24 protein-coding genes, 1 other RNA gene and 1 pseudogene are annotated in these 26,561 nt (G+C 35.4%); 10 read left to right on the top strand and 16 right to left on the bottom strand.

Annotated elements, in window-relative coordinates; all coding sequences use genetic code 11:
• Nucleotides 1-77: 77 nt before the first annotated feature.
• The 3 genes from IGI47_RS09570 to IGI47_RS09580 all read right to left on the bottom strand — a co-directional run bounded on the left by IGI47_RS09570 (nucleotide 78) and on the right by IGI47_RS09580 (nucleotide 1,614).
• The gene (locus IGI47_RS09570; RefSeq protein WP_438784051.1) at nucleotides 78-827 is read right to left on the bottom strand and encodes an SDR family oxidoreductase; all 750 of its coding nucleotides are present in this window, start codon (nucleotides 825-827) and stop codon (nucleotides 78-80) included.
• Nucleotides 828-851: 24 nt separating this feature from the next.
• Nucleotides 852-1,262, bottom strand: a complete 411-nt coding sequence (locus IGI47_RS09575) for a cupin domain-containing protein (RefSeq protein WP_438784460.1) — start codon at nucleotides 1,260-1,262, stop codon at nucleotides 852-854.
• Nucleotides 1,263-1,344: 82 nt separating this feature from the next.
• Nucleotides 1,345-1,614 carry a carboxymuconolactone decarboxylase family protein gene (locus IGI47_RS09580; protein ID WP_438784052.1) on the bottom strand — a complete coding sequence of 90 codons (270 nt, stop codon included), beginning with the start codon at nucleotides 1,612-1,614 and terminating at the stop codon, nucleotides 1,345-1,347.
• A gap of 306 nt (nucleotides 1,615-1,920) precedes the next feature.
• On the opposite strand from IGI47_RS09580, the gene IGI47_RS09585 reads away from it, so the two are divergent.
• Both IGI47_RS09585 and IGI47_RS09590 read left to right on the top strand, forming a co-directional pair.
• On the top strand, nucleotides 1,921-2,517 hold the full coding sequence (locus tag IGI47_RS09585) for a TVP38/TMEM64 family protein (RefSeq protein WP_005879455.1): 597 nt from the start codon (nucleotides 1,921-1,923) through the stop codon (nucleotides 2,515-2,517).
• Nucleotides 2,518-2,613: 96 nt separating this feature from the next.
• The gene (locus tag IGI47_RS09590; protein WP_438784054.1) at nucleotides 2,614-4,416 is read left to right on the top strand and encodes a glycerophosphoryl diester phosphodiesterase membrane domain-containing protein; all 1,803 of its coding nucleotides are present in this window, start codon (nucleotides 2,614-2,616) and stop codon (nucleotides 4,414-4,416) included.
• 464 nt (nucleotides 4,417-4,880) lie between these two features.
• On the opposite strand, the gene IGI47_RS09595 is transcribed toward IGI47_RS09590, so the two are convergent.
• On the bottom strand, nucleotides 4,881-5,099 hold the full coding sequence (locus IGI47_RS09595; RefSeq protein WP_334203854.1) for a hypothetical protein: 219 nt from the start codon (nucleotides 5,097-5,099) through the stop codon (nucleotides 4,881-4,883).
• 442 nt (nucleotides 5,100-5,541) lie between these two features.
• Here IGI47_RS09595 and IGI47_RS09600 point away from each other — a divergent pair, with 442 nt between their 5' ends.
• Nucleotides 5,542-5,691 (top strand): hypothetical protein, encoded by a 150-nt coding sequence (locus tag IGI47_RS09600; protein WP_005879449.1) that lies wholly within the window; start codon nucleotides 5,542-5,544, stop codon nucleotides 5,689-5,691.
• Between the two features lie 93 nt (nucleotides 5,692-5,784).
• Here IGI47_RS09600 and IGI47_RS09605 read toward each other — a convergent pair whose 3' ends face one another.
• On the bottom strand, nucleotides 5,785-7,560 hold the full coding sequence (locus IGI47_RS09605) for a glucosyltransferase (protein WP_438784056.1): 1,776 nt from the start codon (nucleotides 7,558-7,560) through the stop codon (nucleotides 5,785-5,787).
• Nucleotides 7,561-8,374: 814 nt separating this feature from the next.
• Here IGI47_RS09605 and IGI47_RS09610 point away from each other — a divergent pair.
• The gene (locus IGI47_RS09610) at nucleotides 8,375-9,301 is read left to right on the top strand and encodes a hypothetical protein (protein WP_438784057.1); all 927 of its coding nucleotides are present in this window, start codon (nucleotides 8,375-8,377) and stop codon (nucleotides 9,299-9,301) included.
• A 485-nt stretch (nucleotides 9,302-9,786) separates the two neighbouring features.
• On the opposite strand, the gene IGI47_RS09615 is transcribed toward IGI47_RS09610, so the two are convergent.
• Both IGI47_RS09615 and gdhA read right to left on the bottom strand, forming a co-directional pair.
• A complete protein-coding gene (locus IGI47_RS09615) occupies nucleotides 9,787-11,133 on the bottom strand; it encodes a glucose-6-phosphate isomerase (RefSeq protein ID WP_438784058.1) in 1,347 nt (448 codons plus the stop codon).
• Nucleotides 11,134-11,246: 113 nt separating this feature from the next.
• Nucleotides 11,247-12,596, bottom strand: coding sequence for an NADP-specific glutamate dehydrogenase (gdhA, locus tag IGI47_RS09620; protein WP_311931379.1), 1,350 nt, complete (start codon nucleotides 12,594-12,596; stop codon nucleotides 11,247-11,249).
• A 114-nt stretch (nucleotides 12,597-12,710) separates the two neighbouring features.
• Here gdhA and IGI47_RS09625 point away from each other — a divergent pair, with 114 nt between their 5' ends.
• Nucleotides 12,711-13,964: an NAD(P)/FAD-dependent oxidoreductase gene (locus IGI47_RS09625; protein ID WP_438784059.1), complete on the top strand. Its 1,254-nt coding sequence runs from the start codon at nucleotides 12,711-12,713 to the stop codon at nucleotides 13,962-13,964.
• Nucleotides 13,965-14,301: 337 nt separating this feature from the next.
• On the opposite strand, the gene ybaK is transcribed toward IGI47_RS09625, so the two are convergent.
• From ybaK to IGI47_RS09640, 3 genes are read right to left on the bottom strand one after another with little or no spacing between them, the layout of a single operon-like run.
• The gene (gene ybaK, locus IGI47_RS09630) at nucleotides 14,302-14,784 is read right to left on the bottom strand and encodes a Cys-tRNA(Pro) deacylase (RefSeq protein WP_438784060.1); all 483 of its coding nucleotides are present in this window, start codon (nucleotides 14,782-14,784) and stop codon (nucleotides 14,302-14,304) included.
• 10 nt (nucleotides 14,785-14,794) lie between these two features.
• Nucleotides 14,795-15,559: a type I 3-dehydroquinate dehydratase gene (gene aroD / locus IGI47_RS09635; protein WP_438784061.1), complete on the bottom strand. Its 765-nt coding sequence runs from the start codon at nucleotides 15,557-15,559 to the stop codon at nucleotides 14,795-14,797.
• Nucleotides 15,560-15,575: 16 nt separating this feature from the next.
• Nucleotides 15,576-16,748, bottom strand: a complete 1,173-nt coding sequence (locus tag IGI47_RS09640; protein ID WP_438784062.1) for a class I SAM-dependent rRNA methyltransferase — start codon at nucleotides 16,746-16,748, stop codon at nucleotides 15,576-15,578.
• A gap of 213 nt (nucleotides 16,749-16,961) precedes the next feature.
• Here IGI47_RS09640 and IGI47_RS09645 point away from each other — a divergent pair, with 213 nt between their 5' ends.
• The 3 genes from IGI47_RS09645 to IGI47_RS09655 all read left to right on the top strand — a co-directional run bounded on the left by IGI47_RS09645 (nucleotide 16,962) and on the right by IGI47_RS09655 (nucleotide 20,451).
• Nucleotides 16,962-19,103: an LTA synthase family protein gene (locus tag IGI47_RS09645; RefSeq protein ID WP_438784063.1), complete on the top strand. Its 2,142-nt coding sequence runs from the start codon at nucleotides 16,962-16,964 to the stop codon at nucleotides 19,101-19,103.
• Between the two features lie 126 nt (nucleotides 19,104-19,229).
• Nucleotides 19,230-19,955: a hypothetical protein gene (locus tag IGI47_RS09650; protein ID WP_311931373.1), complete on the top strand. Its 726-nt coding sequence runs from the start codon at nucleotides 19,230-19,232 to the stop codon at nucleotides 19,953-19,955.
• Entirely contained in the window at nucleotides 19,942-20,451 is a 510-nt protein-coding gene (locus tag IGI47_RS09655) for a hypothetical protein (RefSeq protein ID WP_311931372.1), read from the top strand. Before IGI47_RS09650 ends, IGI47_RS09655 begins: the two co-directional genes overlap by 14 nt.
• Before the next feature lie 43 nt (nucleotides 20,452-20,494).
• On the opposite strand, the pseudogene IGI47_RS09660 reads toward IGI47_RS09655, so the two are convergent.
• From IGI47_RS09660 to IGI47_RS09675, 4 genes and pseudogenes are all read right to left on the bottom strand, one after another.
• Nucleotides 20,495-20,614: pseudogene (locus IGI47_RS09660) on the bottom strand (DUF3788 family protein); the annotation flags it as partial.
• Between the two features lie 154 nt (nucleotides 20,615-20,768).
• Complete coding sequence (locus IGI47_RS09665; protein WP_005876860.1) at nucleotides 20,769-22,208, bottom strand: sensor histidine kinase; 1,440 nt, start codon at nucleotides 22,206-22,208, stop codon at nucleotides 20,769-20,771.
• Complete coding sequence (locus tag IGI47_RS09670; RefSeq protein ID WP_104660706.1) at nucleotides 22,208-22,924, bottom strand: response regulator transcription factor; 717 nt, start codon at nucleotides 22,922-22,924, stop codon at nucleotides 22,208-22,210. Before IGI47_RS09670 ends, IGI47_RS09665 begins: the two co-directional genes overlap by 1 nt.
• Nucleotides 22,905-23,255 carry an SdpI family protein gene (locus tag IGI47_RS09675; RefSeq protein WP_311931371.1) on the bottom strand — a complete coding sequence of 117 codons (351 nt, stop codon included), beginning with the start codon at nucleotides 23,253-23,255 and terminating at the stop codon, nucleotides 22,905-22,907. Before IGI47_RS09675 ends, IGI47_RS09670 begins: the two co-directional genes overlap by 20 nt.
• 143 nt (nucleotides 23,256-23,398) lie before the next feature.
• Between IGI47_RS09675 and IGI47_RS09680 the strand changes: the two genes are divergently transcribed.
• Nucleotides 23,399-24,172, top strand: coding sequence for a Cof-type HAD-IIB family hydrolase (locus IGI47_RS09680; RefSeq protein ID WP_438784065.1), 774 nt, complete (start codon nucleotides 23,399-23,401; stop codon nucleotides 24,170-24,172).
• A 168-nt stretch (nucleotides 24,173-24,340) separates the two neighbouring features.
• Nucleotides 24,341-24,708, top strand: a transfer-messenger RNA (tmRNA) gene (gene ssrA / locus IGI47_RS09685).
• A 96-nt stretch (nucleotides 24,709-24,804) separates the two neighbouring features.
• On the opposite strand, the gene IGI47_RS09690 is transcribed toward ssrA, so the two are convergent.
• Both IGI47_RS09690 and IGI47_RS09695 read right to left on the bottom strand, forming a co-directional pair.
• Nucleotides 24,805-25,977, bottom strand: coding sequence for a tyrosine-type recombinase/integrase (locus IGI47_RS09690; protein WP_438784066.1), 1,173 nt, complete (start codon nucleotides 25,975-25,977; stop codon nucleotides 24,805-24,807).
• A 12-nt stretch (nucleotides 25,978-25,989) separates the two neighbouring features.
• Complete coding sequence (locus IGI47_RS09695) at nucleotides 25,990-26,358, bottom strand: PH domain-containing protein (protein ID WP_010785560.1); 369 nt, start codon at nucleotides 26,356-26,358, stop codon at nucleotides 25,990-25,992.
• Between the last annotated feature and the right edge of the window lie 203 nt (nucleotides 26,359-26,561).

Below are 26,561 nucleotides of genomic sequence, written 5' to 3' on the forward strand. Positions count from 1 at the left end.
CTTGCAAGAGTGTCATTTGCAAGATTTAGCTGTCTTTGAGTCGTTCAGGTTTTCTATCAACATTTATTGAAAAAATCTTACCAAGGTTGAGTAGTCGGTCCCACAGTAAATTCACTGACATTTACATCACTTGGTTGATTGATTGCAAAAGCAACTACATTTGCTATACGATCTGGTGAGATCCCATGTTGTTCATACAGTGCGTTCATGCCGCTTGCCGCTGATTCATCTGTAATCGTGTCTAATAGTTCTGTGTTGATTGCAGCTGGATAGATCGTTGCTGTTCGAATATTTGTCGCTTCTTGAGCGGATTCCATTCTTAATACCTCCATCAGGTTACGGACAGCCCACTTCGTAGCACCATAGACCCCACTACCAGGATATGCTTTGATACCGGCGACTGATGACGTAGTGATCACATGCCCAGATTTTTGCTCTATGAACTCTGGCAACACTGCTGCTAATCCATTAAGCACACCTTTTAAGTTGATATCTACCATTTGATTCCACTCTTCCACTTTTAAAGCAGAAAGTGGTGAACTTGGCATGATCCCTGCATTCAAGAAAATCACATCGACTCTTCCATATACTTCCTTTGCACGTGCAACTAGACGTTCATTCTCTTTTGAGCTCGTCACATCTGTTACTTGGTAGATTGCTTCTCCGCCTTCCGATATGATCGCATCAACGATTGCTTTCAATTTTTCTTCTCTTCTAGCTGATAAAACTAATTTTGCACCCTCCTTTGCCAATAAGCGAGTAGTCGCTTCTCCAATACCACTGGACGCTCCAGTGATAATCACAACTTTGTCTTTGATGTTATCCATCTATATTCCCCCATTTAATAAAAATCATAAGTTATTGTATTCTTCATCTGTCACAGGTTCCATAAACTTGGATGCCCCTGATGTGATGGCAAGATGTTCGAACCAACTGTCTTTCGTTGCACCATGCCAATGTTTGATCTCTTTGTGGGTTACTATAACATCGCCTGGAAGTAGTTTTCTCGCTGCTTCCCCTTCTTCTTGGTACCACCCTTCACCACCAGTCACTAACAAAATTTGATAGCCATCTTTGTGGACATGCCAGTTGTTTCGACAACCTGGTTCAAAGGTCACATTTCCTACAGCAACTGAAACTTCAGGATCATTAACTAACATCTTCAAAAAGCTTTGACCAGTAAATACATTGGCGTATGCTTCATTTTTGTCTCCCACGGGGAAGATTATTCCATTCTTTACTTCTTCGTTTTTTGCCATTATACATTCACTCTTCTTTCTGGATATGATTTTCATCAACTGGATAGATTTCTTTTGCTATATTGAATGCTGACCATGCTTTTGGTCAACCAACGTAAAATGAAAGATGTGTGATTACTTCAGAGATTTCTTCTTTTGTAATACCATTTTGTTTACCTATTCTTAAATGAGCAGGTAATTGTTCAAAGTTCCCCGCTGAAATCAATGCAGAAATAGTGATCAAACTTCTTTGATGAGGGGCTAATTCTTCTTCTCTAGACCAGACTTCTCCAAATAAAATATCATCATTTAATTCAGCGAACTTTGGCGCGAAATCGCCTAATTGATCATGACCTGCTGTTTGTTTTTGTGCCATTGTAACCTACCCCTTTTATGTTTTATTTCGTTTCTTTACACTTTCATCCTATCGCCAAAACATTCTTCCGTCTAATACCTCGCTCAAACTATTGATATGCTTGTTAAGCATAGTTTTATTAAAAAATACAAATAATAAATTTCTTTAAATACATCTTTGGTTGGATGTATTTTCTTTGTATCTCTTTTATACTAAAGTCAAACTTACAAAATTGTTTGACTTTTGTCATTTAAAATAGTAGCGCAAAGGCTTACTTTTAAAGTAAAGTAGTAGTATAAAGAAAAGTATCGGAGGAGTTGATAGACGATGAATGTTGCAGTATCACGAAAATTGATTAATTTTATCTCGATCGTTGGATTGGGAATTTCGATTGCTTTAACCATTTACTTCATCAATTTAGGTGTATTCAAAGATTTGGATTCTTTAAGAGGTTTAGTCGGAGATTCAATCATTTTAGGCCCGATCATTTTCATCTTGATCCAGATTTTGCAAGTTGTCATTCCTATCATTCCTGGTGGGATCAGCACTGCTGCTGGTGTGTTGATCTTTGGCCCATATGCCGGTTTTATTTATAACTACGTAGGGATCTGTATTGGCTCCATTATCATTTTCCTCTTAGGAAGACGCTATGGAAAACCATTCATTCTTTCAATGATCAGTGATAAAACATACAATAAATATATTGGCTGGCTGGATAACCAAAACCGGTTTGAAAAATTGTTTGCTTTAGCTATCTTCTTACCGGTCGCTCCAGACGATGCGCTATGCTTGATGGCAGGGTTAACCAATATCTCAGTTAAAAAGTTTACATGGATCATCCTTTTAGCAAAACCACTATCAATTTTCTTATATAGTATGGCTTTGATTTATGGTGGTCATTTCTTGACTGGTTTATTTGGATAAATCGATAGTGAATGTGCGAGTATCACGTAAACAACATTACGTGGTACTCTCATTTTTTTTGAATATACGCTATAATACTGTCGAGTAGGTGATTGAATGTTAATGTATTTGAAAAGAAGTTTAGAAAATGCTTGGGACTTTCTTAAAGGGACTCAGGCCTATTTTCGTGATGTTCTGATTATGCACGGATTTATTTTATTTATTTGTTTGCCCTTATTAGGGAGCACCACACGTTTCATTTTACGTCGTGGGGCGATTGATTATCTGTCTAGTGACAACATTACCATCATTATTTCGCAGCATCCAGGAGTGTTACTTTCTTTGATTGCTGTATTATTGACGATACTATTGCTAGTATATTTTGAATTTACTTTTTTATTGATGAGCGTTTATTTCATCAAAAAACAGGTTCCTATTTCATTGAAGCAATTATTGGAACTAACTTTTTTTCAATTGAAAAAGGTCCGTCCACTGACTTTTCTATTTTTTCTCGCTTATTTTTTACTGATTTTACCCATCAGCGGGTTGAGTTTTAATTCCGATCTACTTTCTAAAGTAAAGATACCTGCTTTTATTATGGACTTTATTTTTGCTAATCGTTGGATCGTAGTTAGTACCTTTATTATTTTCTATTTGCTTTTGGCATATATCGGCATCCGCTTGATTTTTGCCCTTCCCGAAATGATTTTACGAGATCGCCCGTTCAAACAAGCGGTAAAAGAAAGTTGGTTACTCACAAAAGCAAGATTTTTTGCGATATTGGGGCAGTTCATTGTTATTGGTGGCAGTATTTTACTTTTATCGACTGCGGGTTATCTACTGATTATCACTTTGCAAATAATCGTAGAAGAATTTCTACCTAATTATTCCTTGATAAGTGCTGTTTTTGCAATGTCTATTCTTCAAGGCATATTGTTGTTCAATATCGTGATGTCAACTGTTGGGATCTTCTACATCATCGTTGATTTCATGGATGATGAAGGATTCCTACCTGATATTCCTAAATGGTTTACACCTCAACCAGCAACTGAGAACTATTCGTTAGTAAAAAACACTGGGATTATTCTATTTGCTGTATTTTTCGGTATCGGTGTTTGCCTATATAATATGGATTATCTTACCTCTGCCGCGCAAACTCGACCAATAACGGTTTCTCACCGTGGGGTTAGTGGGAATAATAGTGCGCAAAATACACTGGCAGCTTTGGAAAAGACGAACGCCGCATATCATCCTGACTATGTCGAAATGGACGTTCAAGAAACAAAAGATGGACAATTCGTGGTGATGCACGATTTCAACCTACGGCAATTGACTGGCGTGGATAAAGCACCGCAAGATTTGACGTTGAAAGAGCTCGAAAAATTAACGGTCAAGGAAAATGGTGTAGAAGAACCGGTTGTCTCCTTTGATGATTATCTAAAAAAGGCCGATGAACTGAACCAGAAACTTCTCATCGAGATCAAAAATTCAAAAAGAGATTCGAAAGATGTCATTACTCGTTTTGTTACAAAATACGAAAAACATATTTTAGAAAAAAAACATATTTTACAAAGTTTAACTTATCGAACTGTTTCTGATTTGAAAAAAGCTAATCCAAATTTTTATGTAGGATATATTTTACCTTTCAATATTGTTGGTCCTCCAGTCACACCGGCTGATTTCCTTACGATGGAATACAGTACAATCAATCGAAATTTTATTGATTCTGCCCACCAAGATGGAAAAAAAGTATATGTATGGACAATCAATGATTCAGATGCGATTAGCCGAATGATGTTTTATGGCGTTGATGGTATCATTACAGATAGAATGGATCTGTTGAATGAAAATGTTAAGATAACCGATGAAGAAATCACTTACTCTGACAAATTATTGAACTTTGTCTTGGGTGTAGGATAAAAAAAAGAATGTGGAACAAATCTAAAAATCAGGTTTGCTACAGACTTCAAATAAACGGCATCCAAAAATCAGTTTTTTCGGAAATTTCAAAAAAAAACGAGCAATACAAAAATCGTATTGTTCGTTTTTTTCTACAATTTCTCAAATCTAAACGACTTTTGTCTCGACCTCTTTTTTAAATAAACGATAAAAGAAGCTTCTTCTAAAAATCATCCCTAATTTAAGAACTGATTTTGGGATTCTTCTTTTATTTCTTAAAGCAAACTATTTCCCACATAATCACTTTTTAAACTTCTTTTGATCCTTTTACTGCTCTGACAATCGCTAATATTGCAGGTATAGCAGAAATAACCGCTAAAATAATCCCTAATTTATTTGAACTTTTTCTTTTTTGCATGGTTTTTCGCTCCCTTCTCTCTTACTTTCATTATAGTGAAGTTTACAAAATTACTCAAAAAAATTGTTTATGATACTAATTCCGTTTCACCTACTGAATACATATCACAAAACTTAACTAGTAACCTATACTTTCTGTCATAAATGACTGAACGATCTCTTTGATCATAACGCTCAACGTAAATAACGGCTGTATTTGTATATGTACATTCAACGTAACCGATAACTTCGTAATTTGTACCAATTGGTTTGCATATGTATGACTTACCTACTTCTATTTTACTCATCATATTATCACCTTCCAGTTATTCTTTTCTTAGATTTATAATAACAAAAAACAAACGATCTGAAAACGTTTTATTTTGTTTTTTATTAAGAACATCTGATTTTATATAGAGAGACGTAATACGAAACATAACTCACTCAACTAGTGATTTTTTACAAAGTGACATTATTGTTTGATGCTGTAAGCTTCTTGTTCGTGTTATTTACTTGCTAGTCTCATAGAATAAAAATAAGGAGGGATTTTCTATGATTTATATCCAGGCCGCTATTTTTATCATTTTAATCATCTGTTTACTAATTGGGTTAACTGAAAGATGATACTCATAGTCTTAAATAGCAATTAATTGCTAAAAAAAATAAGAGGTGCTAAACTTGTAATAGATAGGAAAGTTTAACAGAAAATTACACTATCTATTTACATTAAAAATAAAAGGAGGAAAGTATATGACCTTTACAAAAACGAACATGAAGTATCGTGTTGCATTTGATACAACAACGAACCAGTTTATGGCTATCGATGCTTCTAATGAAAAAAATGTTGCATTTGGCGTAACAATTGAACAAGCTGTCCGAGCATTGAACGAATCTAAATAAGGAGTGACTCATTTCTAATGGTAGAAGCCAACTCGGAATCTAATAAACAATAAAAGACGTTTGCATGATATTCAGGCAAACGTCTTTTATTGTTTATTTTTTTACATTCTTTGCTTTTTTCCACTGCACTCTACTCATCCCTAGCAATATCAAAACGATCGCAGTCTGCATGATAGGCACTCCAGCACCTGTATAGACACTTAAAAAGTACTCTTTTTGTTCTGGCGAATAAGAGCAGAACCATGAAACTCCAAATAAAAACAGGAATTGTGTCAGAACTAATCCTAAAAAAATCACCAAAATTGAACAATAAAGTTTTTTATCCTTGTTCGCATGGAAAACTCCAATCGCTAAAAACAGGCTGCTTACTAGAGAAAAGATAAGAATCACACCACTGGTCTTCTGATAAAGTGTAATGAAGCTTGTAGCTATTTTTGCTGGTCTCGATAGAACCAAGACTGGTGTATGCTGGTCTTCACTATTGATCCAATTATTTAATAGAGGGACTCGCAATAATTTTTGTGCTTGCTCTACTTCATCATGTGTACCAAAGCTATAATTTCCGCCTTGATGGAAGTCTTTGTAAAAAAGATTGTAGGCATATGCTGTTTTAAAAAAGTCGAGCAGTACGGGAACATCACTTGCTATCTTTCCATCTCCAGTTCCCATTAAATAGAACTCTTTCTTTTTCTTCAATTCTCCCGTCTCATATGCTTTTGCTAATTCCTTGTTCACTTTTTTCCAAAAATCATTTGTTTGTTTCGCATTATTATGATAATACCCAGATTCACTGATCACGTCTCTTAATGCCCAAAAAATGATATCTCCTTTTAATTCCTTCACTTTTCCTGCTTCCGTCCAAGCATGCGTAGTATACAATTCATTGATTCGGTCAGCTTCTTTTAAAAAAGTTGGCGAAGCCGCCACTGCTTTATTTAGTGCTTCATGTGATACCCAAATCCGACTATTTTTTTCATTTATATCTGTTCCATCATCTAAGCGGATCAGATTTTTCATTACTTGCGCAAATTCGCCACTGGAACGGTCATTTAGTGTATTTAACCCATATACTTCCTCATTCTTATGTCCTAAGAATTGAGACGTTAACATGAAAGTCACTGCAGGAAGTACAAATAAACACAGCTTTCCTACTTTTTGTTTATTGATTTTCAACTGGGCTGCCATCAGTTTTTTTTCTTTTTTTATTTTAAAATCTGGTCCTATAATTATTTGGATAAAACTAATCAATAATGCCATTACAACAAATGGAACCAACCAAATGGAGTCCTCACGTATAAACCAGTAAAAAGGAAAAATAATGGCTAGTATAGTGATCCACGGTAAAATACTTTTGATGGAGCAATATTTTCTAAAATAGATAGCTAATAAGCAAGCAACTATCACTGTCACTGACGGGATAACAATTGCATTTCGATAGATTCGAGTAGAATATTCAGTTGTAAAACTAATCGGTGAAAACAAGAAATAGAGATAGATAATAAGTAAGTACCCTCGATTTTTGGCAATGGGTCGTAAACTTAATGCCATCAAGAAACTCGCAAGAATATTGAAACTTCCAAATAGTATCGAGTATGGAAGATGCAACTTATTTGCTAAAGCTAGAAACAAACTGTAAGAAATCCCTTTTGAAAGAGTTTTCGAATCATAATCTCCTAACCAATTCCCTTTTAACAAATTTTGTGCATGATGAATAAACAGCTGATCGTCATACGCTGCTGTCATATCGATACTGTATGTTGCTTTATAGTATAAGTAAAGACGAAACAATGTAAGTATAATGGCAGTTCCTAGAATAAAGTAAATTGCTTTGCCTTTGCAATAAGTAAGTGCCGCTTGTATTTTCTTCATTGATCAAATCCTTTCCTTCGGTTTACCTCACCATTTATTCTCCTATTAAGAAAATCATTTTTTACCTGATTCAACATCATCACCCCTTGATTTGTTCTCAAAATAATTATATCAAAAATAAACTGACAACAATGCAACTTTATGGAAATTTATGTACTTGTTCGCTAAATGAATCTCTGTGATAAAGTCCATTAAACCAATCATTTCGTCTGTGATAGGCTATTATTTTTTTGAATTTCTTTAAAAGGACAAGTCATTACCTCCCCTCTTTCGGTTAGTCTATTTTCAATAATCAGTTACCTACTATCTACAAATAAAATATTGATCAATTAATATTCTGAATTCAAAGTACTGCATCCATAATACTTATTAAATCAATATGCCGGAAAATAAATAACAAATGTACCTTATCGATGATCTATTATACTTTTACTATAAAAATTCTCTATACTAAATAAAAATTACTTATTAATTCTAATTAATTAAAGAAAAAAATCATTACTTTCCTACAAAAAACGTTCTCAATTTTTAAAATGAAAAAATAAGCATAAAATTATTTGCTTTTTTTTTTACAAAATTAATGATAAAATTACAAATATAATAATTAAATTATTGAAGATAAAATTACAATTTCGAACAGGAATTTCATGACATTTTCACAGTATATTTACATTTTTCTATTCTTAAATAGTTATATCATTCGATAATAATTTAAGTGTGTGGCTTAGTGGGGAAAGTCAAATACACTTATTATTTAGGTCTATTGCATTCTACCTTAAAATGAAAGCGAAATAATTTTTTTAAGGAGGAACTAATGGGTAATTTTTTCGTGTTAATTGGGTTTATTGGTTTTTGTTGGGGAATAGGTGGATTGATTAAATCTTTTCATAAAAAGAAAACGAGAAAAAGACCACTACTAATTCTTGGAGCTGCATTCATAGTAATGGCGATTGGCTTTGCTAATGTTCAACCTTCAAACAACGCATCTAGCTCTGAAGTAAAAATACAGTCCGAAAAAAAGGTTGAAACAAAAAAAGAAAAGCAAGAAAATAAACGCAAAACTCAAGAAGAAAAACAAAAGCAAAAAGATGAACGCAAAGCTCAAGAGGAAAAGCAAAAACAAAAAGATGAGCGCAAAGCTCAAGAGGAAAAGCAAAAACAAGAAGATGAGCGCAAAGCTCAAGAGGAAAAGCAAAAACAAGAAGATGAGCGCAAAGCTCAAGAGGAAAAGCAAAAACAAGAAGATGAGCGCAAAGCTCAAGAGGAAAAGCAAAAACAAGAAGATGAGCGCAAAGCTCAAGAGGAAAGGCAAAAACAAGAAGAAATCAATCAAAGAACAGTAGATGCTATGAATAAATTAGCTCAAGCTGAGGCTAGCCCAACTAATGAAAATTATCAAGCTGCTTTGACTGCCATTCAGGCTATTCCGAATGTAAATCAAGACTTGTCTAATCGTTTAGTAGTTGTTGATTCAACTATCAAAGCAAACGAGGCAGCTGAACAGCAGAGACAACAGCAAGCGGCGGCTCAAGCACAGCAACAAGCTGCAGAAGCACAACAGCAAGCAGCCCAACAAGCACAGCAACAAAATAACGAACAAGTTGTTTATATCGCTCCTGATCATGGAACTAAATATCATCTTAATCCTAATTGCTCGGGCTTGAACAATGCTAATTCTGTAGTTTCTATGCCTCTAAGTGAGGCACTTGCCAAAGGCTATACTTTATGCAAAAGGGGCTAGTTAAAAATTTTCAAGGTAATAGCCAATTATTCTTTATAAAAACTGCAAATAGGTTAGCTAACTGCTAGCCTATTTTTTATATTTCAATGTCTTCTTGTATTTAAATTGTCTTCTTTAATCATGAATTTGGCTCTGATCTTCTGATAATCTGAGTATTTTTCTACTCACGTACCCACGTTGCTAAGCATATAGTTCTACTACACCATGTTATAGACTTTTAGAAGAACTAAAAGTCTTGTTGGAACATACGTACCAACACTGATACCCATGCCTCTTCTCTTGTAAACGAAAAAGTAATTAAACAAGCCATCTCCTTGAAGAATCAAGTGAAAGCAGTAGCAAAGCACTCATTGATTTCCATACAAAAAAGACAGTCATCAAAGGACTGTCTTTTTGCTTGTAGTACCATTTGTAATACTAAATATAAAATGATACAAACATGTTTCTATCACTGATTTTTTTAAATCTAGCGACAAAGTCTTATTTTACAGGCGTTCGTTCAATTCTTTAGCAAGGTCTTCAAAGCCTGGTTTGCCTAGAAGTGCGAACATGTTTTTCTTATACGCTTCAACACCTGGTTGGTCAAATGGATTGATGCCATTTAGGTAACCTGAGATACCTACAGCAATTTCAAAGAAGTACATTGTGTATCCTAATGTGTAAGCATCCATTTCTGGAATTTTAACTAATAAGTTTGGCACGTCACCATCAGTGTGCGCTAATAATGTTCCTTCGAAAGCTTTTGTATTTACAAAATCAACTTCTTTTCCTTGTAAGTAGCCTAATCCATCTAGATCTTCTGCTTGTTCAGGAATTGTGATTGATTTACGAGGTTTTTCCACTTTAACGATCGTTTCAAAGATATTACGACGACCTTCTTGGATATATTGACCTAATGAGTGTAAGTCAGTAGAGAAGTTGGCACTTGAAGGATAAATACCTTTTTGGTCTTTTCCTTCTGATTCGCCGTATAATTGTTTCCACCATTCTGAGAAGTATTGCATTCCTGGTTCGTAGTTGATCAGTAATTCTGTTACTTTGCCTTTGCGGTAAAGGATATTACGCATTACAGCGTATTGATAAGCTTCGTTTTCTTCAAGTTTGTCACTTGAGTATGCTTTACTTGCATCGGCAGCACCTTGCATCAATGCATCGATATCTGCTCCGCTAACTGCGATTGGTAATAAACCTACAGCAGTCAATACAGAGAAACGTCCGCCAATATCATCAGGAATAACAAATGTTTGCCATCCTTCTGCATCTGCTTCTACTTTAACAGCACCTTTTGCTTTATCAGTTGTAGCGTAGATACGTTTGTTTGCTTCTTCTTGTCCGTATTTTTTAACAAGTAATTCTTTAAAGACACGGAAGGCAATCGCTGGTTCAGTAGTTGTTCCAGATTTTGAAATAACGTTAACTGAGAAATCACGATCTCCGATTACTTCGATCAAGTCAGAAATATATGTCGAACTGATTGAATTTCCGGCAAAGAAGATTTGAGGTGCTTGACGTTTGTCTCCATCTAATAGATTGTAGAATGTGTGATTCAAGAAATCGATCGCAGCACGGGCACCTAGATATGAACCACCAATACCGATAACTACTAATACTTCAGAATCAGATTGAATTTTTTTAGCTGCTTCTTTGATTCGCGCAAATTCTTCTTTGTCATAATTCGTAGGTAGGTCGATCCAACCACGGAAGTCGCTTCCTGCACCTGTACCCTCACGTAATACTTTGTCAGCCATTGATACTTGGCTTTGCATGTAACCTAACTCATGTTCATTGACAAATGGTGCAACTTTTGAATAATCAAAATGAATATGTGCCATTTTTTTATTCCTCCTTAAAAGATCAATATACAGGTTATACTTTACGTTTTTTTTTACAATTTTTCAAGCAAATAAGTAATTTGAGGTTAATATTTCCAAGAAATTTTCAATTATTATACCAAACCTTGGGCATACATTACTTTTGCGACTTTTTCAAAACCTGCGACATTTGCACCTAATAAAAGATTTTTTTCATTGCCATATTCCGCAGCAGTCTTACGACAAGTTTGATAAATCGTCTGCATGATCTCATCTAATTGCTGATCGACTTTTTCACTTTCCCACGATAATCGTTGTGAATTTTGGCTCATTTCTAGTGCTGAAACAGCAACTCCACCGGCATTTGCTGCTTTTCCTGGACAGTACCAGACATCTGCTTGTTCAAAGACAGAAACAGCATCAAATGTACATGGCATGTTTGCTCCTTCTGCTACGATCGTTACCCCATTTTCTACTAAATTGTGGGCGAGATCTTCAGTGATTTCATTTTGTGTTGCACAAGGAAGAGCGATTTCTCCTTTTTCCTTTAATGTCCAAACAGAAGCATCCGCATGATAGACAGCGGATTGGCGCACTTTAGCATATTCCGTCAATCTCTGACGTTTTTCTTCCTTGATTTCTTTCAATAAAGAGAGATCTATCCCTTCTGGATCGTAAATATAGCCACTTGAATCAGAGCATGTAACTACTTTACCACCTAGTTCATGTACTTTTTCTATCGCATAAATAGCGACATTCCCACTACCAGAAACAAAAACTGTTTTATTTTCGAATGAATCGTTTTCTGCATGTAAGAGATGTTTGACATAATAAACTAGCCCGTAGCCAGTTGCTTCTGTACGAATCTTACTTCCCCAGAAATCAAGCGGTTTACCTGTCAAAACACCAGCATCATATTGTTTTAATCGTTTATATTCTCCAAACAAGTAGCCGATTTCTCTTGCACCTACTCCGATATCTCCAGCAGGAACATCGATAGAAGGTCCGATATGTTTCGACAATTCTAGCATGAAACTTTGACAAAATCGCATGATTTCATCATCCGATTTTCCTTTAGGATCAAAATCACTTCCGCCTTTTCCGCCACCGATTGGCAAACTAGTCAAACTATTTTTGAAAATCTGTTCAAATGCAAGAAACTTTAAAATACTTAAATTGACACTTGGATGAAATCTCAACCCGCCCTTATAAGGTCCGATAGCTGAATTGTATTGGATTCGATACCCACGATTCACTTGCCAGTTTCCTTCGTCATCTTGCCATGGTACTCGAAATTGAATGATTCTTTCTGGTTCGGTCAGTATACCCAAGATGTTACGATTGATGTATTCAGGATGTTTCTCTAAAAACTTGGTAGCTGATGGCATAAACTCATCAATTGCCTGCAGAAATTCTTCTTGTCCATTGTCTTGATGATGAAGTTTTTCTTGAATCAATCGTACATACTCTGTTGCATTTGTCATCGTTTCACGCTCCTTTTATGATCTTCTTACATTTTAGCTTATTTACCCTCGTTCCTCAAAACATTTTCTGCTTTCTTTCCTCGAAATATGCTACACTTTCTTTGAGGTGAGAAAATGGAAATGACGTACGATGTAATTGTTGTTGGTGCAGGCACGAGCGGCATGATGGCTGCTATCAGTGCTGCAGAACATGGTGCAAAAGTACTTTTGATTGAGAAAAACAAAAAGGCTGGAAAAAAATTATTAATGACCGGCGGTGGCAGATGTAATGTCACGAATAACCGTCCTGTTGAGGATTTGATTGCACATATCCCTGGAAACGGTAAATTTTTATATAGTACCTTTTCTCAATGGAATAACTTTGACATCATGGAATTCTTTGAATCCCAAGGTGTGCATTTAAAAGAAGAAGACCACGGGAGAATGTTTCCTGTGACAAATAAATCAAAAACAATCATTGAAGCATTGCTTCATCGCTTAAAGGAACTGGGCGTCACGATGTTATTTGGGGCACGTGTAGAAAAGTTAGTCCATCAAGATGGGAAAATTTATGGTGTACGGACTGAATTTGAAGAATTCAATTCACCGTGTGTTATTTTGACCACTGGCGGACGGACATATCCTTCCACCGGTTCTACAGGAGATGGCTATAAAATCCTGAAAAAAGTAGGGCACACCATTACGCCGCTTTACGCAACGGAATCCCCACTGATTTCAGAAGAACCATTTATCACAGATAAGTCATTACAAGGACTTTCTCTACAAGATATTTCTCTAAGTGTTCTGAATAGTAAAGGAAAAGTAGCGACCGAACATGTGATGGATCTGCTCTTCACTCATTTTGGTATTTCTGGGCCTGCTGCTCTTCGATGCTCCAGTTTTATCAATCAAGAACTGAAAAAAACAGAGAAACCTGTTACTGTAGTATTAGATTGTTTTCCTACACGTTCAGTGCAAGAATTAACGAGTGAACTGACACAAAAAAGCAAGCAATCGAAAAAAACTTTAGCAAATGCTTGGCATGGATTTTTACCAGAAAGACTACTTCTCTTTTTCTTAGAAAAAAGTCAGCTAACAGATCAACTAGGTTTACACACGACTGAAAAAGAGGTTCAGGCTTTCATACAGCTTTGTAAGTCTTTCACTTTCAAAATCAGTAAGACTTTCCCGATTGAAAAATCGTTTGTCACTGGTGGCGGAGTCTCCCTTAAGGAAGTTAATCCAAAAACTTTAGAAAGTAAATTGCTCCAAGGTTTATTTTTTGCAGGAGAACTACTAGACGTCAATGGATATACAGGAGGGTTCAACATTACCGCAGCTTTTGCAACTGGACATGTTGCTGGAATGAATGCCGCATTTTTGCGCTAAATGAAAAAGACGATCAAAAAGAATGTGGGACAAACCCAAAAATCAGGTTTGCTACAGACTCTCGAATAAACGGCGAGAGCAGAAGCAACTCCTTCTTAAATAAGCCGAAATTCACAAAAATTTGAAAAGCAATTTTCGTTCATTTCTTCTTATTTCTCGGAGTTAAACACTTCTGTCCCAGCCTCTCTCAAATAAACGGCGTCCAAAAATCAGGCTTTTCGGAAATTTCAAAAAAAAACGAGCAATACAAAAGCGTATTGTTCGTTTTTTTCTCCAATTTCTCAAACCTAAACGACTTTTGTCTCGACCTCTCTTTATGGTTGTTATTGCTTTTCTTTTAGAGAATAAGATCTGCAAACTTCCCATTCGTCAACGTACAGATTGCATCTGGTGCTAGTTCCATTTGAAATCCGCGCTTGCCAGCTGAAATAATGATCGTTTCATGAGTCTGAGCTGTTTTTTCTAAATACGTGGGAAATAATTTTTTCATTCCAATAGGCGAACAGCCGCCACGGATATAACCTGTTGTTGCTTCTAGATCTCTTAAGTGAAGCATCTCAACCTTTTTGTTTCCCGATTCCTTAGCTAGTTTTTTCAGATCAAGTTCGTTGTTTCCCGGTATGACCGCTACTAATGGCCCTGTCTTATTACCAACAGCCACAAGCGTTTTATAGATTCGATCCTCACCATCAGAAAGTTTTTCAGCCACAGCAGCAGCACTTAAATGATTTTCATCCCACTCATATTCATACTCTGTGTAAGGGATTTTCTTTTGTTCTACCAAGCGAATCGCGTTGGTTTTTTGTTTCTTTTTTGCCACATTCTCACCTTCAAATTCTATTCTCGCCATTTAAAGTCGTTAGGATCTGCTTTAGCCCCTTGATTGGAATTTGTCCTGGAGCAGAAGCTTTTTCGGTTGTTAAAGCGCCAAATGTCATGACTGATCCAGTTAAATGCCCCGATAAACGAGTGACCATCCCAAGTTCGCCCATGGACATCGTGATCAATGGCATAGAAACAAACGCACCCGCTCGTCTTGTCAATTCCATCAACCGTAATACATCTCGCTCATTATTGGGCATAACTGCAAGCTTTCCAAAATCTGCACCAAAGTGTTCCATCATATTCAAACGATACAATAAAACTGGGTTAGCCGGAGTTTCTTTAAAGTCATGACTGCTGATGATCATCGGTATTCCTAGACTCTTGATTTCTTCCAACAAACCTTTTTCGAGACTTTCAATTTTGAATAATTCTAGATCGACCATGTCGATCAGACCTGTATGAATAATTGCTTGGTATAGATCATGGTATTCTCGGATCGATATGTCTTGCTTTCCTCCCTCTTCCACAGTTCGAAAGGTAAAAAGCAATGGCAAGCCATCCAGCATTTCTTGTAGGAGTACTAATGTCTCAATCACTTGCTCCTGTTGAAATACGTCTTTGTAACAATCTACACGCCATTCAACTAGATCTGCCCCTGCTTCTTTAGCAAGTATCGCTTCACGTAAAAGTTCTTCACGTGTTTCGCCAGTCATAGGGGCACAAATTTTAGGTCGTCCTGTGCCTATAGTAAGTTTTTTAATTTGGACCATATTCTCCCCCTCCTTCTTATTTCCTGATCTGATAGATAAATACCTTTAGATAATCTCCTTCTGGAAAGGCTTCGATGGTTTGAAAATCCTGAGGCAAGTGATAGTGCCCTATTTGTTCAAATTTGACATTTGCTGAGATGAATTCTGCTTCGATCATCTCTCTGAATTGCTCAGTACTCACGTTTGCTGCATTTGTTGAAGCTATCAGCTGTCCATTATTTGTCAAAATGTCGAGACTGTCTTTTACTAACTCGCCATAATTTTTTGCCACTCGAAAAACTTTTTTCTTATTTCTAGCAAAACTTGGTGGGTCTAGTACGATTAAATCATAAGTCATCTTTTTTCGTTTTGCGTATTTAAAATATTCAAACACGTCCATAACAATGATCTTTTGTGCCGCAACATCTAGTCCATTCACTTCGAATTGTTCCTGTGTTTTTTTCAAACTACGCTTCGCTAGATCCACACTCGTTGTTTCTAGAGCACCGCCCATCGCTGCAGCAACTGAAAACGCACCTGTATAACTAAACATATTTAAAACCGTTTTTCCTAAAGCTAATCCATCGATCAAAGTACCTCTAACCTCTTTTTGGTCCAAAAAGATGCCTGTCATAAGTCCTTCATTTAGATAAGTTGCGTAACGCACGCCATTTTCTTTGATCACTAAAGGCTCTGGCGCTTTTTTTCCAAAAATAAAGCTACTTTCCGGTAACTCATTGTTTTCGAAGCGGATTTTTTCATAAGCGCCTTGGATTTCTGGATACACTTGTTGAAACGCAACAACTATTGATTGACGGTAAGTATAAAGAGTCTCATTGTACCAAGAAAAAACAGCAAAGCGATCATAATAATCAATGATCAGTCCGCCAATCCCATCTCCTTCACCGTTGAACAAACGAAAAGCGTTCGTTTGTTCATCCGATAAAAAAGAAGCACGTTTTTCTTTTGATTCTAAAAATTTTCTTTCAAAAAAGGATTGATCGAATGGTTCGTTTTTTCGACTTAAGACCCAACCAATTCCTTTGTTCTGTTTTCCTAAATACCCTTTAGCTAAAAAGTTTCCCTGCTGATCGACTAACTCGATCCATTCCGTTGTTTCTCCACAATTTTGGGCTAGATCTTCTTTTTGGATCAGCGGGTATCCTTTTTTTATACGATTTCCAGCTTTTTTCTTTATTTGTACTTTCATGGACTCACCTACTTTAACTTTTTCATTCCTCAGTATACCAAAAATCAGGTCTTCTGTCTTAGTGCTAGCGTTCACAAAACATAAAGAAATCCTTAATCAGGCATGAAAGCGTTCGGTTTCGATTGACACTTATTTTTCATACTAGTAGAATAAAGAGGAATATTAGCTTCACAACACTCAGAAAATTTTTGAGTGCGGAAAGGAAGATAGATGTTGAAACGAATAAAAACACCCAACTTTTTGAATAAAAGGCTTGGATTTTTTTCTTTATTAGCTGTTTTATTATGGCTAAAAACAATTTTCGCCTACTTATTTGATTTTCACTTGGGCATAGAAAGCGGGATACAATATTTTATATTGTTCATCAACCCGATTGCTACAACTTTACTGTTATTAGGGATCGCACTATACGTGAGACGGACAAAGGCGTCTTATATCACTATGATGGTCATTTATTTTCTTTTGACCCTCCTCCTTTTCTCTAATGTGACTTATTATCGTGAATTTACTGATTTTATCACGATCAATACGATTTTAGGCGCAGGAAAAGTAGCAAGTGGTTTAGGAGAAAGTGCCATCCGTTTGTTCAGACCTTACGATATCCTTTATTGGATCGATTTTGTGGTCATCGCTGTTTTATTGATCACTAAAAAAATTAAGATGGACCCACAACCTATTCGTGCAAGAATGGCATTCGCCATTTCGACTTTAGCTGTCATGATTTTTTCTGGTAACCTCTTCTTAGCAGAAGCAGATCGCCCAGAATTACTCACACGAACATTTTCACGCGACTATCTTGTTAAATATCTAGGACTTAATGCTTTCATGGTTTATGACGGTGTTCAAACTTATCAAACAAACCAAGTCCGTGCAGAAGCTAGTCCGAATGACATGAAACAGGTAGAAAGCTATGTCAAAGAGCACTACGCTCAACCAAATGACGATATGTTCGGTATCGCCAAAGGCAGAAATGTCATCTATATCCATTTGGAAAGCTTCCAACAATTTTTACTGGATTATAAGTTAAAAGATGAAAATGGTGTCGAACATGAAGTTACACCATTCCTTAATAGCTTATATCACAGTAATAGCACATTTAGTTTCGATAATTTTTTCCATCAAGTCAAAGCAGGTAAAACAAGTGATGCTGAAACACTGATGGAAAATTCATTATTTGGATTAAATCAAGGTTCCTTGTTTACCCAACTAGGTGGCAAAAATACCTTCCAAGCAGCTCCTGATATTTTGAGTCAAACACAAGATTATACAAGTGCAGCCTTCCATGGTAACGCTGGAACATTCTGGAATCGCAATGAAACATATAAAAACTTGGGATATGATTATTTCTTTGATGCTTCTTACTATGATGTCAATGATGATAACTCATTCCAATATGGCTTGCATGACAAACCATTTTTCCAACAATCTGTACAATATCTAGAACATCTGCAACAACCGTTCTATTCAAAATTTATTGCCGTATCGAACCACTATCCTTATTCAAAATTCACGAATGATGAAGGTGGGTTCCCGTTAGCTTCGACAAATGATGAAACGATCAATGGTTACTTTGCAACTGCAAATTATCTAGATACAGCTGTTGAAGAATTCTTTAATTATTTGAAAGCAAGCGGTCTTTACGACAATTCAGTGATCGTGTTATACGGTGACCACTATGGTATTTCTAATTCAAGAAATAAATCATTAGCTGAGCTTGTTGGCAAAACAAGTGATACTTGGAGCAATTACGACAATGCCCAAATGCAGCGGGTGCCTTACATGATCCATGTACCAGGACAAACCAATGGTGGCATCAATCATACTTACGGTGGTCAAGTCGATGCACTTCCTACTCTGCTCCACCTTCTAGGGGTAGATACAAAGAATTATATCCAATTGGGACAAGACCTGTTCTCTAAAAATCATGAGCAACTTGTTGCTTTCCGAGATGGCGATTTTGTTACACCTAAATATACGTTCTATGGTGGTACGATATATGATAACAACACAGGTGAAGCAATCACTGAGCCAAGCCAAGAAGTACAAAATGAGATTGATGCACTTAAAGAAAAAGTAAACAAACAATTGGCTGTTTCTGACCAAATCAATAACGGCGATTTACTCCGCTTCTCTACGGACACCGGTTTAAAACCAATCGAAGCTACTGATTTTGATTATAAGAAACAACTTGAACAATTGACCGAAAAAGAAAAAGCACTGGGCGATAAATCAACAAGTGTCTTCAGTAAAAACAATCAACAATCAACAAAAGATCTCTACGAAACAAAGACATACCAACAATTACACGGTACAACTTCCACTGAATCATCAGAACCAGCAGAAACAGATAAATAGCACTAAAAGCAAGCTCGATCTATTGGGCTTGCTTTTTTTATCAAAAAATGGAATTCGTTATTTCACTATACGAATTTCATAATTTATTCATATTCATTTTTTATAATTGATTAGAGGTGAAAAAAGATGAGAATGATTCGGTATTCAACAGCTCGTTTAGTCTACTATAAAAAACAGACGATATTTTATTGTCTTTTTTCAAGTATTGCTGCCTTTTTATTGATGCTTGCCTGTAACCTTTACCATGTACAAACGACTATCTATAGTCAAGTACAGGAACGTCTCAATTTTTTAGATATTACCGCAGTAAAAGCAAACTTGCCCTCAATCGTTACGATAAGACAATTCTATTTGAAAGTTATTGTCATACTATTGACTATATTTTCTGTGATGTTCATTTTTTTCTTTCAACGATCCCTTCGTCAGGATAGTCAAGAATTGATCAACTGGCGTTTAGCTGGACTATCTAAAGGAAAAATTTTTCTTTTTATTGCCTGGCAATTGATGTTGCCTCTATTGATTTGTTGTACTGTCTTGTTACTATGGATCGTGCTCTTCCAACGTTCTTACCAAGAAATGATTCAACAAATCAACTTTCTCTGTTTGAAATTCTTTGATATGCCAGATATCCATTCTTTAGCAACTACATCAAAATTAGCTATTCCAATGGATCAACAAACATTCTTCAAGGTTGATTTTGTGAATGATCTTTTCCTTATTGACACATTAAAAGGATTTTACCAAACAGTTCTTATGCTGGCAGGTACCAGTATGACCTTGAGTATTCTCCAATTTTCTATATTTTATCATCGGTTAAAAAAAGGAAGGATGATTTTTTTTGACACCATTTGATCGTACCCTTTCCAACGGTAAACTCACTGCGATACTCTATCAAAAGAGTGACCACAACAATCTTGAGCTTTTGAAGGAACTAAAAAAGCAAGTTTTTCTTACAAGTAAAAATGAACCTCTACTTGTTCAGAAAGATTGGCCATTGTTCCCTTATTTAAAAGTTAAAGATCAAGTACTCTTGAACATTCCCGAAAATAAGCAGTCCCGTTTGATGTTCCAAGAAGAACTAAATATAGACTCGTTTTTACTAGATCAAGAGCCAGATGGTCTTACTCTTTTTGAAAAGATCAAATTACAATTATTACATGCTTTATTAGCAAAAAAACAGCAAATCATTCTAGAAGATTTTTTTGATCTATTAACTATTGCCGAAACTCAAGAACTGCTCGATTTGCTTGAACGTCTAGTCAAAAAACAAAACGTAGCACTATTACTTCTTACACATGATGAGACGATTGCCCGCAGTCAATACGTAGATTCCTTACAAGATAAATAAAAAGAATGTGGACAAATCTAAAAATCAGGTTTGCTACAGACTCTCGAATAAACGGCGGGAGCAGAAGCAACTCCTTCGGAAATAAGCCGAAATTCACAAAAATTTGAAAAGCAATTTTCGTTCATTTCTTCTTATTTCTCGGAGTTAAACACTTCTGTCCCAGCCTCTCTCAAATAAACGGTGTCCAAAAGTCAGGTTTTTCGGAAATTTAAAAAAAAACGAACAATACAAAAAACGTATTGTTCGTTTTTTTTCTCCTATTTCTCAAACCTAAACAACCTAAACGACTTTTGTCTCGATCTCTTTTTCCATATACTCTAGAGTTCAACATCTGGCAGTTTAACTGTAAAGGTCGTTCCTTTCCCTAGTTCGCTCTCAACTTCCAATTTACCTTTGTGGAGTCGAACCAATTGCTGAACGATCGGCAAGCCTAATCCAGATTCACCATATTTGGTATTTTTTCTTGACGGGTCTACTTTATAGTAACGATCCCAAATGCTCTTCATCTGCTGTTCTGACATCCCGATACCGGTATCTTGTATTTTGATGATCGTTTCCAGATATCCCTTTTCCAAAGAAATCGTAATCGTTCCATTTTCTGTAAATTGAATCGCATTTTGAATGATATTGACCATGATCTGAACAAAACGATCATAATCTGCATATATTTCTATATCTGGTTCTGCATTCAGTACCAAAGCATCGCCAGCCGCCTCTGCTTTCGCTTCTAATTGTGCAACAATATTTTCCAGCGTTTCTGTTCCATTGAATTTCTTGATGACCATACTGATCTGATTCGTTCGTATTTTTTCATAGTCTAAATTCTCGTTGACCAAGCGAATCAATCGCTCTGTTTCATTTTTCATCAACTTGATGGCATTGTCCCGTTGATTCTCTGGAATTGCATTATATTCTAACCCTTCAAGTAATCCATTAATCGTCGTTAAAGGTGTACGCATTTCATGCGACGCATCTGCCATAAACTGCCTTCTACGATTTTCTTGCTCTTCGATCTCTGCTTGTGACTCTTTTAGAGAATTTGTCATTTTATTGAAATCATCAGCTAGTTCGTCAAATTCGTCTTTATCATGTACAGGTAATTGCACATCAAAATTACCATTCGTCACTTCTTTTGTCGCATTTCTTAAACGATTGATCCGTTTCACCTGGAAAGCTGCAAATCCGTAACTTCCGATAATGGCAATAATACTCGAAAAAATGAATCCTTTGAAAAGATTCAGAGTAACGGAACGTACACTATTATCAATGTTTCTAGCTGGCTGACTAACCACCAATCCGCCATAAAATTCATGGTCTAAGTTAAAAGGAACAAGTGCATAAGAGGTTGCTTGGTTTTGTCCTAAAATATTCTTGTTCGAGGTATATTTTACTTGTCGACCACTTCGTAGATTTTCCCACTGATTCGAATTTATCGAAAAAGCCAATATTGTATTATTTGTTGGATAGATGACTCGCTCATTTTTGTCAATAAAAATAAAATTGACATTTTGTTCAGACAAGACTTGTTCAGTGAAAAAGAGTGCATTTTGAAATGCTTGATCTTGTGTCATCTGCGGAAATGTATCCGAATAAGTTTGCGTCGATTTTTCAACTGACTCTGCATAACCAAATAATTGTTGATAGTTGTTTTCTTCGATCGTTTGTTTCGTCAATTGTGTAAACGAAACCCCTACGATCAAAATAATCAGGACGATCATTCCACAAAAAGCTAATAATTGTTGATAAAGATACCGCATTAGGCAACACCAGAATCATCAAATTTGTAGCCCACACCCCAAACTGTTTGGATGACTTGCGGCCCCACTTTTTCAATTTTTTGGCGTAATTTTTTGATATGTGCATCAACCGTGCGTTCATCTCCAAAATATTGATAATCCCACACCAATTCCAAAAGTTGTTCCCGTGAAAACACCTGGCGAGGTTTTTTTGCTAACGTAAACAATAAATCAAATTCTTTTGGTGTCAATCCTTCGATTGGTTTTTCATTTAAATAAGCTTCTCGTGTTTTCGTGTTCATTTTAAAATGGTCCGTTTGGATATCAAAATGCTGATCGAAGCTCCCAGCTTCATCCTTTGTTTCGACTAATTCACTGCGACGATGCAATGCCTTCATACGTGCAATCAAAGTCAACGGGCTAAAGGGTTTTGTAACATAATCATCTGCCCCCATCTCTAAGCCGATCACTTGATCACTCTCTGAATCTCGTGCCGTCAGCATAATGATAGGTACCGTGCTGGACACTTTTCTGATCTCACGTCCGACAATCATCCCATCCATCGTTGGTAAATTCAAATCTAACGTCACCATATCCCAGTAGCTCGGTTTTTCTAGAAATGCATCCAGCCCTTCTTTACCATCATATTTGAATGTTGCTTCCCATCCTTCATTCAAAAAAAACATCTGCATCATTTCTGATACGGATTGATTATCTTCAATCATCAAAATATTCATCTTTATTCCTCCCAAGTTCATCATCCATTTTTTGAAGTCTTTTTTCCGTTAATATAAAAATAGGCATGATTGGAAAAACCAACACCAGCATTTCAATTATAAAAAAATTCGTATGTCCTGTAATTTTTAGCCAATAGCCAATAAGTGCCATCAATAAGCCAAAAAGCAAAAAGTATTTACCACTCGTTTTTTGCGCTAAGCGAAAATGTTCTTCTGACTGGACTGCACGTGGTGAATGGTAGCCATAAAACGGGATATTCCCTTTAGAAGGTACAAGTAAAAATAGCATCCCAATGAATGACAATCCGATTCCGACAGTAAAAAAAATCATCCCATCCCCTCCTAAGTCTCTCCTTCTAGTATACTCTAAAAGTTGGTTTGAACCAATATATTCAGGAATTCTTCACGAAACGTTTGTCTTTTATTCAAACTTTGTTAAGATAGAGTTAATCCAATAATAAAGGGGTTTTTTGTGTGTCAAATTATCGTGCGATTACTTTTTTCGATCTTGATGGAACCTTATTAGATTCTCGTTCAAAGATCACACCAGAAGTGGCAAACTCTATGGAAGCATTGAAAAAAAATAATGTTTTGCCAGTCATTGCGACGGGTCGAACAGAAGCAGAGATCAAGCATATCATGTCTGATGCCGGTATTACTTCTGCGGTAACAATGAATGGTTCCTACATCAGCGTAGATGGAAAAGAAATCCATTCAGAAAAATTCTCTACCGATGAGTGTCAGAGAATGCTCGATCATGTCACTAGCCAAGGTCACCAGTTATCTTTTTATAATCATCAAAATATTTGGTGTACTGGCCACGATCAAACAATGATCGAAGCGTACGATTTCATTCATTCAACTGTTCCAGAAATCAATCCGTATGCTTTCTTGGATCATCCAATCAACATGCTATTGATCTTGTCAAAGTCAGGTGATGAATACTACCATGAACATTTTCCAGAATTGACATTTTATCGAAATGGTCCTTACTCTATCGATACCGTTAAAAAAGGGATTTCTAAAGGCGTTGGTGTCAAACGTCTAAAACAAGAAATGGATTTGGCAGATGTAGCGACATTTGGATTTGGCGATGGTCCAAACGACTTTGCTCTACTAGAAGCTTGTGACAATAAAATCGCTATGGGAAATGCGTATGATGGCTTGAAAGAACTTTCGACCTTTATTACAAAGAAAAATACTGAAGGTGGGATCGTCCACGCATTGAAACATTTCGACTTGATTTAGATCAAACAGGAAATGATGCGGCAACTCCTTATACTAAAAATTGTTGGTGCTTACCGTATCATCCAATGTTTCTGTATATAGATGAATTAACTCTTTATCCTTGAAAAAAAGAACGATTATGGTATACTATGCTTTGTATGAAAATATACGTAACCCTTGTATCTTTACGGGGACGTTACGGATTCGACAGGCACAGTTCGAGCTTGAATTGCGTTTCGTAGGTTACGTCTACGTTAAAACGTTACAGTTAAATATAACTGCTAAAAACGAAAACAACTCTTACGCTTTAGCCGCCTAAAAACAGTTAGCGTAGATCCTCTCGGCATCGCCCATGTGCTCGAGTAAGGGTCTCAAATTTAGTGGGATACGTTAAACTTTTCCGTCTGTAAAGTTTAAAAGAGATCATCAGACTAGCAATACAGAATGCCTGTCACTCGGCAAGCTGTAAAGCGAAACCTCAAATGAGTTGACTATGAACGTAGATTTTTAAGTGTCGATGTGTTTGGACGCGGGTTCGACTCCCGCCGCCTCCATACTTTAAAAAAAGGTGTCTTAAAAGCTTGATGCGACAGCATTTATAAGTTTTTAAGCATCTTTTTTTGTAAAATGACACAATAATGACACAAAATTTTTTATTTTTTTAAAACATAATCTGCAAATTTGTTTGCTGTTTCTGCTTTAATTTGTTTAGAAACATGAGCATAAATATCAAGTGTTGTATGCACATCAGAGTGACCTAACCTCTCCTGCACCTCTTTTATGCTTGCACCAGCTTCAAACAATAAACTGCAGTGTGTGTGTCTGAATCCATGAGTTGTGATATATTTTAACTCTTTATTTTTATTTAATACTTGTAAAATAAATTTTCTTGTAACTTGCGGATTCATCAATGTATTGTTACTATTACTAAATATTAATTGATTATTTTTTACAATAAATCCATCAGATTCAAGTTCTATTTTTTGATTTATTTTCCACTCTTTAAGAACTTTAATTGTTGTGTTATCTAAACTAATCGTTCTAAAACTTTGTTTATTTTTAGGGGTATCGATATATAATTTAGAGTCTAAACCTCTTGTCAGTGCCTTTTTTATAGTTAAATTTTTATTTTTAAAATCTATATCTTGCCAGTTCAAAGCCAATGCTTCGCCTTTTCTCATCCCCGAAAATGCTAGTAAATAAAATAAAGTATAAGCTTTTTGATTCTCTAAACTCCTCAATGTTTCTAAAAATATCAGTAATTCTTCTTTTGAGTAAAATTTTTTCTTTTCTTCATTTTCAATTTGTTCCCTCTTTCTTGGTATAATCAGTTTTTTTAAAACATTTGTATTTGTATCAACTAATTCTAAATGTATTGCATAATCAATTATTTTTACAGCATAATTAAAATACTCTTTATATTTAGATTGACTATGATTGTACCATTCATTTAAAACTGATTGTGCATAGTCTATTTTTATATCATTAATATCTAAATGTCCAAAATCTTTTAAAACATGATTTTTAAAAATTTGTTGTGTTTTAGCTAATGTTGATTGTTTAACTGTATTTTTGTACTGCTCAAACCATTTTAGATAAATATCTTTAAAATTAGCTTTTCTTTTTTTTCTTTCAATTTTTTCTTTTTCTAATTTTTCTAAAAAATCAATTTGTAATTGTAGTTCTGCTTTTTTAGCATCTGTTATTGTATTAAATCCTCTTTTTGTTGTTTGTACTGTTTTACCATTTAAATCTTTGCCCAGATAAGTTTTAAAAAGCCACTTTTTTTCACCATTTTTAAGTTTATAATCTTTAAAGGTTGCCATTTTAAAATCACCTCAAATCATACTAATTAAGCTATTTAGCTGTGCTTTTTGAGATATTTTATAAAACACTCTATCTTTTCTGATATTTGATACAATCAATGATTGTTTAAATAATCCTTTTTTTAGCTTAATGTCAGTGATGTTGTTTAAGCTAATCATACTAATTTTAGCTGATTTAAAAAATTGATTAGTTGCAATTATCATTTTAGATTTAGTAACAACTACTAAACATAAATTATTATCATTATCACAACAATCAAATGCACTAATTATAATATCTGATGATTTGACTTTAGTTGCGATTGCTTTTAAAAGCTTATTATCATAGATTTCTGCATTACATTCTCTTCTAATTTTAGTTTTTAGGTCTTTAAAATCCATATTTATCAACTCTTTCTATATGTTTTGTATTTTTGATAACTGGACCATAACATAAATATTATATCTAATCAAGTACAATATTTAATGTTTTGCTTTTCTAAAAATTTATGACAAAACACACTTAAAAAATGACCCTTTAAAAGCCTTGATTTTATAGGGGTTTTTATCATGTTGACAAAAAAGAAAGATTATTGTTATATCAA

Origin of the sequence: Enterococcus sp. AZ191, assembly GCF_051713845.1 — a bacterium.
GTDB classification, from domain to species: Bacteria; Bacillota; Bacilli; order Lactobacillales; family Enterococcaceae; genus Enterococcus_B; species Enterococcus_B durans.